Below are 12,386 nucleotides of genomic sequence, written 5' to 3'. Positions count from 1 at the left end.
CGCTGGCCGATGTGAGCGCGGGCCTGGTGCGCGGCACGGCGAGGCACCCTCCTGAGGTGGTGGCCCACCGCGGAGATGAGGAGGGCCGGCACCGGGAGATCCCGGTGCCGGCCCTCGAAAATGAAAGGTCGATCTACGGCGTTGCTCTAGCTCAGGGTCAGTTGGCGGCGGGCAGGGTCTGGGCGAGGGCGCACACCGCCAGCAGGCGGCAGAGGACCCAGTCGCTCTCGGACCAGTCGATGTGGCCGACCGGCGGGCGCCAGCCGTGGGTGAAGGCGGCGTCGCGGACGCCCTCGGCGTAGGCGGCCAGGAGGACCGCGGTGAGAGGGCGGACGTCCGCGGACAGGCTGTCGCGGATGCCGGCGGTGTGCTGGTCGACGACGGCCATCAGGCCGGGGTTGGCGTCGGCGGCCGGGAGGCCGGAGACGCCGACGGTGTCGTGCAGCTCGGTGAGGGCGGCGTGGGCGGAACGGAGGGCAGCACGGGCGGCAGCGCCGGAGAACAGGCCATTCATGAGAAGAAACGTTAAGGACGCCAAGGTAGCCGACGGTTCTCCTGACGGGTGCAGCTTGGTTGAACGGCGAGACCCGGGGAAAGGATGCTGGCCATGGACGACAAGACCGTCGAGGCGCTGGGCAAGCTGAGCGCGGCCCTGGAGACCACCGAGCACGCGCGCGGGCACCTGTACGCGATGCACCAGCTGACCGGTGAGGCGGACTTCAAGCTCGACGAGGCCGTGTCCCTGCTGCGCGAGGCGGGGCACGACAAGCTGGCCGACCGGGTCGAGACCGAGCTGATCGGGCGCGACGTCATCCCGGGGCGCTGGACGTTCCAGATCGTCGAGGAGTACGACGACGGCTACTACGACGCTTTTCGCGCGGTGGAGAAGGCGGCGCGGGACGAGCTGGCGGGCGGGCGGCGCCACGTCTATGAGGCGCGGCTCAAGCAGGAGCGGCAGGGCCGCTGAATCACTCTGCCGGCTCGGCCGTGACGGGGCGGCGGCGCTGGGCGTCGTCGGCGAGGATCACGGTGGCCACGACCATGGCCACGACGACGGCGAAGAGCCAGGACGCGTCGTCGATCAGCTTGGCGGCCAGCGGGGCCTGGAAGGCGGCCAGGAGGAAGCCCAGCCAGGCGAGCTGGCGCTGACGGTCGGTGAGGAATCCGGCGGAACGCATTCGGACAGTCTGGCTCGGATCGGGCGGATCGCCGTCACCCGTTCGGCCGATTTTGCGTTGGTCCGATCGTGCCCCGCGTCTTGCGTCACCGTCGCTCAACAACGGTATTTCTGCTGGTCGCAGCGTTGCTCGCCGGCGGTTGTCAAAAGCCCACGATCGCCTCGCAGGCGCCCGGCCGGGTGGCGGTGGGAGCGCTCCAGGGGCGTACCCAGGCGACGTTGACCGTGGTGGACGCGGCCTCGCGCGTACAAGTGATCATGGCGAGTCTGCCGGGGATGCTCTATCGGATCAGCACGCCGCCGGGGGCGGGGCTGGAGCCGCACGTCGCCGTCGCGGGCCCGTCGATCCGGGCGGAGCTGCGGCCCACCGGGACGGACGGGCCGCACGAGGTGCGCATCGTGCTCAACCGGGACGTGCGGTGGGGGATCCGGCTGCCCGAGGGGGCGGGGGAGCAGCAGCTTGACCTGGTCCGGGGCCGGATCACCCGGGTCGAGCTGGGCGCGTCGGGGCTGGTGGAGCTGCGCCTGCCGCGGCCGGTGGGCACCGTGCCGGTGACCCTGCGCGGCGCGGTCGGGACGCTGTCGGTGACGGCGCCGCAGGACACGCCGCTGCGGGTCGGGCTCGACCGGGGCGCGGGCTCGGCGACCACGCCGTGGACGGTGGCGGAGGCGCTGCCCGCCGGCACGTATCTCGGCCCCGCGATCTGGACGACGGCCCGGCATCGTTACGCGCTGCGAGCCCGCGAGGGCATCGGCTTTCTGACGGTACGGCGAAACGGCACCGAATCCGGGAGGCCGGCGGGCTGAACGAGCCCGCCGGCGTGGTGGCCGGAGGCTCTAGTTGGGGCCGGTGTGCGGCGTGGTGCTCGGGTGGTCGTCGGTGGCCTCGTTGCCCGTGTCGTTGTCGGACGGGTCGTTCTGGCCGTCGGTGTCCCACGAGGCCATCGCCTTGTCGAGCTCCTCGAGGGGCAGCTTGTCCTCGTCGCGCCACACGCCGTCGTCGTTCGGATGCGTCATGGCCGCAACGTACCCCCAACCCGGACACGCGGAAACGGCCGCGCGAGGCGGCCGTTTCCCATGTCACATGCGGCGATCAGGCGCCGGGGCGGTCGATCTGCCCCCGCCAGGCGCCGGTCTCGACGCCGCCGCGGTTCTCGATGTACTCCTTGAACCGCTTGAGGTCGCCCTTCACGCGGCGGTCGACGATGCCGAGCTTGTCGCCGGCGTTCTCGACCAGGCCCTGCGGGTCGAAGTCCATCTGGACCGTGACCCGGGTGTGCGTGTCGTCGAGCCGGTGGAAGGTGACCACGCCGGCCTGCTTCTCACCCTCGATCGACTTCCAGGCCACCCGCTCGTCCGGCAGCTGCTCGGTGATCTCGGCGTCGAACTCGCGCTTCACGCCGGCGATCTCGGTCTTCCAGTGCGTGTGAGTCGCGTCGAGCTGACGGATCTCGTTCACGCCCTCCATGAACCGGGGGAACTCCTCGAACTGGGTCCACTGGTTGTAAGCGGCTCGCACGGGCACGTTGACGTCAACGGACTCGGTAACCGTACTCACGGTGTCTCCTCCTCATGATGTTTCCCCGCCTTGCTCTGCTGAAGACGTGCCCGGCTCGGAGTGGGCTAAACGCGGTGCGAGGGGAGTTTGCGGATCTTCGTCGCCGGCCTGGCGCAGGCGCTGGCGCAGCACCTCCGCGTTGACCTGCACGCCGAGCAGCAGCGCGGTGTTCGACAGGTAGATCCAGACCAGGAACGCGACGATCGCGCCGAGACTGCCGTACGTCCGGTTGTAGGAGCCGAAGTTGGCCACGTACAGACCGAATCCGAACGACGCGAGGGACCACGACGCCAGCGCGACCGCGCCGCCCACCGTCAGCCAGCGGAAGCGCGGCTGCCGGACGTTCGGCGCGATCCAGAACAGCAGCGACAGCACCACCATCGCGATCACCACGAGCACCGGCCAGCGGCCCGCGGACCAGACCAGCCGGGTGGTCTCGCCGGCGTTCAGGGCGTTGCCGACGGCGTCCACCAGCGGGCCGCTGATCACCAGGCCGGCGCCGATCGCGGCGAGCAGCACCAGGGCGACCGCGGCGAGGGCCAGTTGCAGCAGCTCCAGCTGCCACCAGACCCGGCCCTCCTGGACGCCGTAGATGCGGTTGGAGGCGCGGGTGAACGTGCCCACGTAACCGGACGCCGACCAGACCGCGAGGACCAGGCCGAAGCCGAACAGCACCTTGGCCGACGACTGCTGCACGAGCAGCGCCTGCACCACCGAGATCAGGCTGTCGTTGTCGACGACCGAGCCGACGCCGAGGTCGCGCAGGATGCTCACGGTCGCCTGGAGCACCGTCGAGCCGTCGGTCACCAGGTTGATCAGCGCGACGATGACCACCAGCGACGGGATCAGCGCCATGAAGGTCTGGTAGGTCATCGCGGCGGCGAAGTCGGAGCAGTCGTCCTCGACGTAGCCGACGATGCTGCGCCAGGCGATGGAGCGCCAGCTTCGCAGGCTGAGCTGGCGCAACTTGCGGGGAAGCGGGCGGGGCGTAACGTCCGCGGCGTGCGCCTCGGATTCCCGATCGAGCGTCGGCTCAGCCACGTTCCCGGTGCTACCCGAGCGCGTTGTGTGACAAACGCCGCGGGAAGGGTACGACGAAGTCGATGGAGACCTCAGACGCGATCGTCGTCGGCGCGGGCCACAACGGCCTGGTCGCCGCCAACCTGCTCGCCGACGCCGGGTGGTCGGTGGTGGTGCTCGAGGCCACCCCGCAGCCGGGCGGCGCGGTGCGGTCCGGGTTCGTGACCGCGCCCGGCTACCTCAGCGACCTGTTCAGCTCGTTCTATCCGCTCGGCTACGCGTCGCCGGTCCTCGCGGGGCTCGACCTCGACCTGGAGTGGACGCGATCGCCGGACGTGCTCACCCACCTGCTGCCCGACGGGCGCGCCGCCACGCTCAACACCGATGTCGCCCGGACGATGGAGTCGGTCGAGCGGTTCGCGCCCGGCGACGGCGAGCGCTGGAAGAACGCGTACGACGACTGGAAGGGTGTCTCGGGCCCGATGCTCGACACCATCCTCACCCCGTTCCCGCCGGTGCGCGGCGGCGCGAAGCTGCTGCGCCGGCTGGGCAGTGTGGAGGCCCTGCGGCTGGCGCGCCGGCTGGTGCTGTCGGTGCGCGAGCTGGGCTCGGAGCTGTTCCGGGGCGAGGGCGCGACCCTGCTGCTGGCCGGCTGCGCGCTGCACACCGACCTGTCGCCGGAGGAGGCGGGCGGCGGCGTGTACGGGTGGCTGCTCGCGATGCTCGGCCAGGAGCACGGCTGGCCGGTGCCGGCCGGAGGCGCTCAACGGATCACCGACGCCCTCGTCGCGCGCCTCCGGGCACGCGGCGGAACGATCATCTACGAGGCTCCCGTCGAACGAGTGCTGATCGCGCGCGGCCGCGCGATGGGGGTGCGAACCGCGGACGGGCGCACCTTCCGCGCGCAACGGGCGGTTGTCGCCGACGTTCCCGCGCCGGCGCTCTACCTCGACCTGGTGGGTAAGCGCTGGCTGCCCGCCCGGCTCGTGGAGGATCTCGCGCACTTCCGCTGGGACGGCGCCACGGTCAAGGTCGACTGGGCCGTGCGCACGAAGATGCCCTGGAAGAACCCGGCCGCGGCCGGCTCCGGCACGGTGCACCTCGGCGCCGACCTCAACGGCCTGACCCGCTACTCCGCGCGGCTCGCCACGAACGAGGTGCCGTCCGAGCCGTTCCTGCTGCTGGGCCAGATGACCACGGCCGACCCGGGCCACTCGCCGGAGGGCACCGAGTCGCTCTGGTCGTACACGCACCTGCCGCACCGTGACCACTGGGAGCCCGACGAGATCGCCGCGCACGTCGACCGGATGGAGGCGGTCGTCGAGGCGCACGCGCCGGGCTTCCGCAGCCAGGTCGTGGGGCGCAACGTCTACTCGCCCGCGGACATGCAGCGGGAGAACCCGTCGCTGGTCGGCGGGGCGCTCGGCGGCGGCACGGCGGCCGCGTTCCAGCAGCTCTTCCTGCGCCCGATCCCGTCGCTGGGCCGGGCCGACACCCCGGTGGACCGGCTCTTCATGGCGAGCTCGTCGGCCCACCCGGGCGGCGGCGTGCACGGCGCGCCCGGGGCCAACGCGGCGCGCGCCGCGCTGGCCCGCGACCGGGCCGTGCTGGGTGACCTCTACCGCTCGGTGATCAACACGGGGCACCGGGCGGTCTACGGGCGGGCCTAGGGCCGGGAGCGGCTCGAGTCGCGCTCGGCGATGTCGGCCAGCCGGCGCAGGGTCTCGATGTTGCGGCGGTGCAGCAGCAGGTCGTTGAGCTTGTTGCGCACCGCGCGCAACGGGCCCCGTTCGAAGTCCTCCTCGATCGTCACCTTCGTCGCGCCGCCCGGTGCCGGCTCGAGCTTGATGTCGACGACGGCCTCGCCGAGGGGCCAGAGGCCGGCGTTGAGCCGGAGCCGCCGGTCCTGCTCGACGACGAGGACCTCGGAGGAGTCGTGGAGCGACAGGGGCCAGGGGCCCGCCTTGTGGTGGAGGTGGGAGCCGACCCGGGGCCAGCTCTCGTCGACGTCTCGGATGTGCACGGTGCCGACCACCCAGTCGCTGTAGGTCCAGCCGTCGGCGAGGACGGCGAAGACGCGATCGGGCGGGGCCTGGACGGTACGCTGCACGATAGCCACGGCAAGGACATACCCTGCGGGAACAGCTCGTAACGGATAGGTCAGGTTTACGGATGTTGCCGTAGGGCAAGGTCTCCTCGCGAACGACCTGCCCGACCGGAGGGACCACGTGCGCATCGCCATGATTTCCGAGCACGCCAGCCCCCTGGGGGACGGCGGCCAGCACACCCATGTCGCCGATCTCTCCGCGGCCCTGGCCGAGCTGGGTCACGAGGTCCGCGTCTACACCCGTCGCGACGACCCGGCCACCGACGACGTCGTGCTGCTGCCCAGCGGCATCCGGGTCGTGCACGTCGCCGCGGGGCCGGCGACCTTCGTACCGCCCGACCTGCTGCTGCCGCACATGGGCGAGTTCGCCCGGCTGCTCGAGCACGAGTGGCGCACCGGCGACTGGCAGCCCGACGTCGCCCACGCCCACTTCTGGACCAGCGGCCTGGCGGCCGTCACCGCGGCCCGGGGCTTCGGCATCCCGGTGGTGCAGTCCTTCCACGAGCTGGGCCTGCCGTCGGTCGACAAGTCGGGCAAGCCGTCGCGCTCCGGCTACGAGCGTGCCCTCGGCCGCGCCGTGGACCGGGTCGTCGCGCAGTCGCAGGACGAGGTGAGCGGCCTGGTGCGCATCGGCGTGCCCCGGTCGCGGCTGACCGTCGTGCCGGCCGGCGTCGACAGCGTCCGGTTCAGCCCCGACGGCCCGGCGGTCGAACGCGACCCCGAACGGCCCCGCATCCTCTCGGTCGGCAAGCTCGTCGAGCGCAAGGGCTTCGGCGACGTCGTCCAGGCGATGCGCTACGTGCCCGGCGCCGAGGTGGTCGTCGTCGGCGGCCCGCCGGCCGACCAGCTCAAGGCCGACGAGGGCGCGGTCAAGCTGCGCGCGCTCGCCGAGAGGCTCCAGGTCGCCGACCGGTTCAAGCTGGTCGGCCGGGTGCCGGCGCGCGACATGCCGCGCTGGTACCGCTCCGCCGACCTGCTGGTGGCGGCCCCCTGGCAGGAGCAGTTCGAGCCGTCCGCGCTGGAGGCCATGGCCTGCGGCGTCCCGGTCATCGGCACCACCGTGGGCGGGCTGACCGAGACCGTGGTCGACGGGCTCACCGGCGACCTGGTGCCGCCGCGCGACCCGCGTGCGCTCGGCGGCGCGCTGCGCCGGCTGGTCAACGACAAGGTGCGGCGATTCGCGTACGGGACGGCCGCGCTCGACCGTGCCCGCCAGGCGTACTCGTGGCGGCGGGTGGCCGCCCAGATCGGCTCCGTCTACTCCGCGGTGACCGGGCTGCGCCGCGGCACCACCAGCACCACCGAGGCGACCGTGGCTTAGGGATTAGGGTCCCATCCACCGGTTGGTGGATGGGACGTCTCGCTCGCTGGTCGATTCGGGACCCCCGGTGCGGCTGTGACGCTCGATGCATGACAGTCATCGAGGTCCACAACCTGCGAAAGGCGTACGGGGACACCGTCGCGGTGCGGGACGTCTCGTTCTCGGTCGAGCGTGGCGAGATCTTCGGCATCCTCGGTCCGAACGGCGCCGGCAAGACCACCACGGTCGAGTGCATCGCCGGTCTGCGCACGCCCGACGGCGGCACGATCGGCGTGCTCGGCCGCCCGCCGCACGACACCGCGCTGCGCAGCCTGGTCGGCGTCCAGCTCCAGGAGAGCCGGCTGCCCGACAAGCTGAGCGGCCGCGAGGCGCTCGAGCTCTTCAGCTCCTTCTATCCGGAGCCGGCCGACTGGCAGGCGCTCGCCCGCGACCTGGACGTGCCGCTCGCCACCCGCTACGCCAAGATGTCCGGCGGCCAGAAGCAGCGGCTGTCCATCGCGCTGGCGCTCGTCGGCAATCCGGAGATCGCCGTCCTGGACGAGCTCACCACCGGGCTCGATCCGCAGGCTCGTCGCGACACGTGGGGTCTCATCGAGGCCGTACGTGATCGGGGGGTGACGATCCTGCTGGTCACGCACTTCATGGAGGAGGCCGAGCGGCTCTGCGACCGGCTCGCGGTGATCGACCACGGGGCGGTCGTCGCGCTGGACACGCCGGCCGGGCTGATCGCCGAGACCTCCACCGAGCAGAAGATCCGCTTCCGCCCGTCCGCGGAGGTGGACCTGGCCCTGCTCGAGGCGCGGCCGGAGGTGCACCACGCCCGCCGGCACGGCTCCCAGATCGAGGTGACCGGCTCCGGCAACCTGCTGCACGCCGTCACGTCGGTGCTCGCCGTCAACCAGATCATCGCCAACGACCTGCGCATCGAGCAGGCCAGCCTGGACGACGCGTTCGTGCGGCTGACCGGCCGGTCCCACTCGGGGGAGTGACCACCATGAGCGTCTTCGCCAAGCTGACCCTGACCGAGCTGCGGCTCTTCCTGCGCGAGCCGATGTCCGCCTTCTTCGTCCTGATCTTCCCGACGCTGCTGGTGGTGATCCTCGGCTGCGTCCCGGCGTTCCGCGAGCCGCAGGAGAGCCTGGACGGCCGCCGGGTCATCGACCTCTACGTCGGCATCGCGGTGGTGCTGACCCTCGCCATGGTGGCCATCCAGATCGCCCCGGCGGTGCTGGCCACCTACCGGGAGCGCGGGGTGCTGCGCCGCTTCGCCACCACCCCGGTCTCGCCGCTCAAGCTGCTCGGCGCGCAGCTGGTGATGAACCTGCTCGCCGCCGCCGCGGCGACGGCGCTGGTGCTCGCGGTCGGCCGGATCGTCTTCGACGTGCCGCTGGCCGCGCAGTTCGCCGGCTTCGTGGTGGCCTTCCTGCTCGGCGCCGCCGGGGTGCTGGCGATCGGCCTGGTCGTCGCCGCGCTGGTGCCGACCGGCAAGGCCGGCAACTCGGTGGGCACGCTGCTCTTCTTCCCGCTGATGTTCTTCGCCGGCCTCTGGACGCCGCGCGAGGTGATGCCGGAGGCGCTGCGCAACGTCGCCGACTTCACGCCGCTGGGCGCCGCCGAGCGGGCGCTGAACGACGCGATGACGGGACATTGGCCGAACGCCGTCTCCGCTACGGTTCTGGTGGGATACGTGGCGGTGTTCGGGTTCCTCGCGGTCCGCTGGTTCCGCTGGTCCTGAGGAGGCATGGTGACGGTCATGGCGGCGGGCCGGAAGAGCGACCGGCTGATCACGGTGGTGCCGTACATCGCCCTGGTCTGCTCGGTCGGCCTGATCGCGCTGGGCGACCTGGCCGGCGTGCCGCACCAGGCCTGGCCGCTCATCGGCGCCGTGCTGGCCGTGGCCGCCGGCTGGCTGTTCTGGTGGATCACCCTGCACCCGGAGTGGGAGCAGGACCGCGGCAAGATGGCCGTCTTCTTCGGCGGGCTGGTCGTCCTGATCTTCGTGTTGGTCTGGTGCAGCCCGCTGTTCGGGTTCTTCGCCTGGACCGGCTACCTCTTCACGGCGTACGCGTTGCGCGGCCCGTGGCAGATCGTGGGCGGCGTGCTGGTCGCGATCCCCACCGGTCTCTCCCAGGCGGGCGGGTTCTACGTCCTCGACGAGCCGGGCGTGTGGCCGGTCATCATCGTGCTGCTCGCCATCAACATCGGCGTCTCCGGCCTGATGATCAAGGTGACCGCCCGGGCGGACGAGCGCTACGCGCGGCAGCGGCAGGTCATCGACGAGCTGGCCGAGGCCAACGCCAAGCTCGCCGCGGCGCTCAAGGAGAACGAGGGCCTGCACGCCCAGCTCATGGTGCAGGCCCGCGAGGCCGGCAAGCTCGACGAGCGGCAGCGCATGGCGGGCGAGATCCACGACGTGCTGGCGCAGGGCCTCACCGGCATCGTCACCCAGCTCGAGGCGGCCAGCTCGCCCGGCGGCGACCTGCACCGCCATCTCGAGGCCGCCAAGAAGCTCGCTCGCGACAGCCTCACCGAGGCCCGCCGGTCGGTGCACGCGTTGCGCCCGCACAGCCTCGACGCGGCGGGCCTGCCCGAGGCGATCGGCGAGGCGGTGACCGAGTGGTCCCGCCTGCACGGGGTCGGCGCCGAGCTGGTCACCACGGGGCCGGCCCGGCCGCTGCTGCCCGAGATCGAGACGGTGCTGCTGCGCACCGCTCAGGAGGCGCTGGCCAACGTCGGCCGGCACGCCGGCGCGCGGCGGGTGACGCTCACGCTGTCCTACATGGAGGACGTGGTCACCCTGGACGTGCACGACGACGGCGCCGGCTTCGACCCGTCCGCCCCGCGCACCAGCGGCGAGAAGGGCGGATACGGCCTGGTCGCGATGCGCGAGCGGCTGCGCCGGATCGCCGGCACCCTCGAGGTCGAGTCCGAGCCGGGCGCCGGTACGGCGCTGTCCGCCTGTGTCCCCGCTCTCTTCTCCGGAGCCGCCGCGTGATCCGCCTGCTCATCGTCGACGATCACCCCGTCGTCCGGGACGGCCTGCGTGGCATGTTCGCCGGCGACGACCGCTTCGCCGTGCTCGGCGAGGCCGGCAACGGCAAGGAGGCGCTCGCGGTCGCCGGCGCCGTCGACCCGGACGTGGTCCTGCTCGACCTGCGCATGCCGGTGATGGACGGGGTGAGCACGATCCGCGCGCTGGCCGGCCAGGGGTCGCGGGCCCGGGTGCTGGTCCTCACGACGTACGACACCGACAGTGACGTCCTCCCGGCGATCAAGGCGGGCGCCACGGGCTACCTGCTGAAGGACACGCCGCGCGAGGAGCTGTTCCGCGCGGTCGAGGCGGCGCACCGTGGCGAGTCGGTGCTGTCCCCGGCGGTGGCGGGCCGGCTCATGGGCACGCTGCGCTCGCCGGCGAAGGAGCCGCTGAGCCAGCGCGAGCTCGAGGTGCTCAAGCTGATCTCGCAGGGCCATTCCAACCGCGAGGCCGCCGGCCGCCTGTTCATCAGCGAGGCGACGGTCAAGACCCACCTGCTGCACGCGTACGCGAAATTGGGTGTACGGGACAGGGCGGCCGCTGTGGCGGCGGCCTTCGAGCGCGGCCTCCTCTGACGCGTCCCGGCCACTGGGAGGACTTGCCCCGGGCACGCTGCGTTCCCTATTCTCACAAAACCAACTTAGAATGTGGGATATCTGGGAGAACGGCGGTAGGGCATGCGCAAACTCCTGCTCCTGGCCCTGGTAGGCCTGGGCGCCCAGCTGGTCGACGGCAGCCTGGGCATGGCCTACGGCGTCACGTCCACCACGCTGCTCCTCGCGATCGGCACCAACCCGGCCGCCGCGTCGGCCACCGTTCACCTCGCCGAGATCGGCACCACGCTCGTGTCGGGCGTCTCCCACTGGAAGTTCGGCAACGTCGACTGGAAGGTCGTCCTCAAGATCGGCGTGCCCGGCGCGGTCGGCGCCTTCGCGGGCGCGACGTTCCTGTCGAGCCTGTCGACCGAGACCGCGGCGCCGCTGATGTCGATCATCCTGCTGGCGCTCGGCCTGTACGTCTTCATCCGCTTCACCACGCAGGGCCTGCCCAAGGGCCGCCTCGGCAAGCCGCTGCGCAAGCGGTTCCTCGCCCCGCTCGGCATCGTCGCCGGCTTCGTCGACTCCACCGGCGGCGGCGGCTGGGGCCCGGTCGGCACGCCCGCGATCCTGGCCAGCGGCCGGCTCGAGCCGCGCAAGACCATCGGCTCGATCGACACCAGCGAGTTCCTCGTCGCGGTGGCCGCCAGCATCGGCTTCATCGTCGGCATCGGCAACGAGAACATCAACTACACCTGGGTCCTCGCGCTCCTGCTCGGCGGCGTGATCGCGGCGCCGATCGCCGCCTGGCTGGTGCGCCACATCCCGCCGCGCGTCCTCGGCTCCCTGGTCGGCGGCGTGATCATCCTGACCAACACGCGCACCCTGCTGCGCAGCGACTGGATCGACGCCTCCGACGGCGTCCGCTACGCGTTCTACGCCGTCATCTACGTCGTCTGGGCCGCCGCGATCGCCTACTCGTTCGCCCAGTACCGCAAGCACCGCCACGAGGACGAGGCCATCATCGCCGAGGCCGAGGCGATCGTCGCCACCGACGACCGCCCCGACGAGAAGAGCCCGACCGCCGCCGTCTAGACACCCTCCGGGTCGGCGGGCTGGCGCTGATCCACCGTGACGCTTGCGGCTGATCGTCTTGGCAGGGGTGTGCCGGCTCTGCTGATCGGTGTGCGTGCAATACCGCACCCGTCTGATCGCCGGCCACCTCACCGGAACAGGTCTATCTCCACCAGTACCAACCAGACCTTGATCGAGAAAGGTCTCTGGATGGGCCATGAAGACCTCCGGTCCGGGTGGACTGTTGCCACGTCCGCCTCGCCGGAGGTCTTCTCACTGCCGGCCCGCGACTCCTGGCGACCGCGTGACCATTCTTCGTCGATGGGGAAGAATCGTTTCCGTTACGGAGCCGACTGGGCGGACGGCCAACAGCACCGAAGTCCACGTGCTGAGCGCGGCGATCGACTACAAGGAGTTCGTCCTGCAGACCGGCACCGCCCTCCACGAGACGGACGACACCTTCGAGTTCGAGGTCGCGGCGAACCGCGATGTGTTCGCGGTGAAGAAGTCGAACACCGCCTCGACGACGACGGAGGTGCACGTGCTCCGGCACTGAACC

16 protein-coding genes are annotated in these 12,386 nt (G+C 71.6%); 10 read left to right on the top strand and 6 right to left on the bottom strand.

The features are described 5' to 3' along the window. Positions 1-157: 157 nt before the first annotated feature. Positions 158-514, bottom strand: a complete 357-nt coding sequence (locus tag Ade02nite_RS22285; protein WP_203766808.1) for a DUF6401 family natural product biosynthesis protein — start codon at positions 512-514, stop codon at positions 158-160. 84 nt (positions 515-598) lie between these two features. On the opposite strand from Ade02nite_RS22285, the gene Ade02nite_RS22280 reads away from it, so the two are divergent. After that, a complete protein-coding gene (locus Ade02nite_RS22280; RefSeq protein WP_203766807.1) occupies positions 599-967 on the top strand; it encodes a hypothetical protein in 369 nt (122 codons plus the stop codon). Position 968: 1 nt separating this feature from the next. On the opposite strand, the gene Ade02nite_RS22275 is transcribed toward Ade02nite_RS22280, so the two are convergent. Next, positions 969-1,178 carry a hypothetical protein gene (locus Ade02nite_RS22275; protein ID WP_203766806.1) on the bottom strand — a complete coding sequence of 70 codons (210 nt, stop codon included), beginning with the start codon at positions 1,176-1,178 and terminating at the stop codon, positions 969-971. A 257-nt stretch (positions 1,179-1,435) separates the two neighbouring features. Between Ade02nite_RS22275 and Ade02nite_RS22270 the strand changes: the two genes are divergently transcribed. Continuing rightward, a complete protein-coding gene (locus tag Ade02nite_RS22270; RefSeq protein ID WP_239168960.1) occupies positions 1,436-1,984 on the top strand; it encodes a hypothetical protein in 549 nt (182 codons plus the stop codon). A gap of 30 nt (positions 1,985-2,014) precedes the next feature. Here Ade02nite_RS22270 and Ade02nite_RS22265 read toward each other — a convergent pair whose 3' ends face one another. The 3 genes from Ade02nite_RS22265 to Ade02nite_RS22255 form a co-directional block, all read right to left on the bottom strand. Next, positions 2,015-2,194, bottom strand: coding sequence for a hypothetical protein (locus Ade02nite_RS22265; protein ID WP_203766804.1), 180 nt, complete (start codon positions 2,192-2,194; stop codon positions 2,015-2,017). Positions 2,195-2,270: 76 nt separating this feature from the next. Beyond that, complete coding sequence (locus Ade02nite_RS22260) at positions 2,271-2,735, bottom strand: SRPBCC family protein (RefSeq protein WP_203766802.1); 465 nt, start codon at positions 2,733-2,735, stop codon at positions 2,271-2,273. A gap of 12 nt (positions 2,736-2,747) precedes the next feature. Continuing rightward, on the bottom strand, positions 2,748-3,776 hold the full coding sequence (locus tag Ade02nite_RS22255; protein ID WP_203766800.1) for a YihY/virulence factor BrkB family protein: 1,029 nt from the start codon (positions 3,774-3,776) through the stop codon (positions 2,748-2,750). Between the two features lie 62 nt (positions 3,777-3,838). On the opposite strand from Ade02nite_RS22255, the gene Ade02nite_RS22250 reads away from it, so the two are divergent. Next, complete coding sequence (locus tag Ade02nite_RS22250; protein WP_203766798.1) at positions 3,839-5,425, top strand: phytoene desaturase family protein; 1,587 nt, start codon at positions 3,839-3,841, stop codon at positions 5,423-5,425. Here Ade02nite_RS22250 and Ade02nite_RS22245 read toward each other — a convergent pair. Continuing rightward, entirely contained in the window at positions 5,422-5,874 is a 453-nt protein-coding gene (locus tag Ade02nite_RS22245) for an SRPBCC family protein (RefSeq protein ID WP_203766796.1), read from the bottom strand. The two genes, Ade02nite_RS22250 and Ade02nite_RS22245, sit on opposite strands and share 4 nt — an antisense overlap. Positions 5,875-5,983: 109 nt before the next feature. Here Ade02nite_RS22245 and Ade02nite_RS22240 point away from each other — a divergent pair, with 109 nt between their 5' ends. The 7 genes from Ade02nite_RS22240 (at position 5,984) to Ade02nite_RS22210 (ending at position 12,383) form a co-directional block, all read left to right on the top strand. Beyond that, the gene (locus tag Ade02nite_RS22240) at positions 5,984-7,183 is read left to right on the top strand and encodes a glycosyltransferase (protein ID WP_203766794.1); all 1,200 of its coding nucleotides are present in this window, start codon (positions 5,984-5,986) and stop codon (positions 7,181-7,183) included. An 89-nt stretch (positions 7,184-7,272) separates the two neighbouring features. Next, entirely contained in the window at positions 7,273-8,172 is a 900-nt protein-coding gene (locus Ade02nite_RS22235) for an ABC transporter ATP-binding protein (protein WP_203766792.1), read from the top strand. A 5-nt stretch (positions 8,173-8,177) separates the two neighbouring features. Next, complete coding sequence (locus tag Ade02nite_RS22230; RefSeq protein WP_203766790.1) at positions 8,178-8,918, top strand: ABC transporter permease; 741 nt, start codon at positions 8,178-8,180, stop codon at positions 8,916-8,918. A gap of 6 nt (positions 8,919-8,924) precedes the next feature. Next, entirely contained in the window at positions 8,925-10,178 is a 1,254-nt protein-coding gene (locus tag Ade02nite_RS22225) for a sensor histidine kinase (protein ID WP_203766788.1), read from the top strand. Further along, complete coding sequence (locus Ade02nite_RS22220; protein ID WP_203766786.1) at positions 10,175-10,792, top strand: response regulator; 618 nt, start codon at positions 10,175-10,177, stop codon at positions 10,790-10,792. Before Ade02nite_RS22225 ends, Ade02nite_RS22220 begins: the two co-directional genes overlap by 4 nt. Before the next feature lie 102 nt (positions 10,793-10,894). Beyond that, entirely contained in the window at positions 10,895-11,848 is a 954-nt protein-coding gene (locus Ade02nite_RS22215) for a sulfite exporter TauE/SafE family protein (protein WP_203766784.1), read from the top strand. 364 nt (positions 11,849-12,212) lie between these two features. Next, positions 12,213-12,383, top strand: a complete 171-nt coding sequence (locus Ade02nite_RS22210; RefSeq protein ID WP_203766782.1) for a hypothetical protein — start codon at positions 12,213-12,215, stop codon at positions 12,381-12,383. The last annotated feature ends 3 nt before the right edge of the window (positions 12,384-12,386 follow it).

It is taken from the genome of Paractinoplanes deccanensis (genome assembly GCF_016862115.1).
GTDB lineage: Bacteria > Actinomycetota > Actinomycetes > Mycobacteriales > Micromonosporaceae > Actinoplanes > Actinoplanes deccanensis.
The sequence above is the reverse complement of the archived record's forward strand: the minus strand, read 5'-3'. Positions and strand labels throughout refer to the sequence as shown.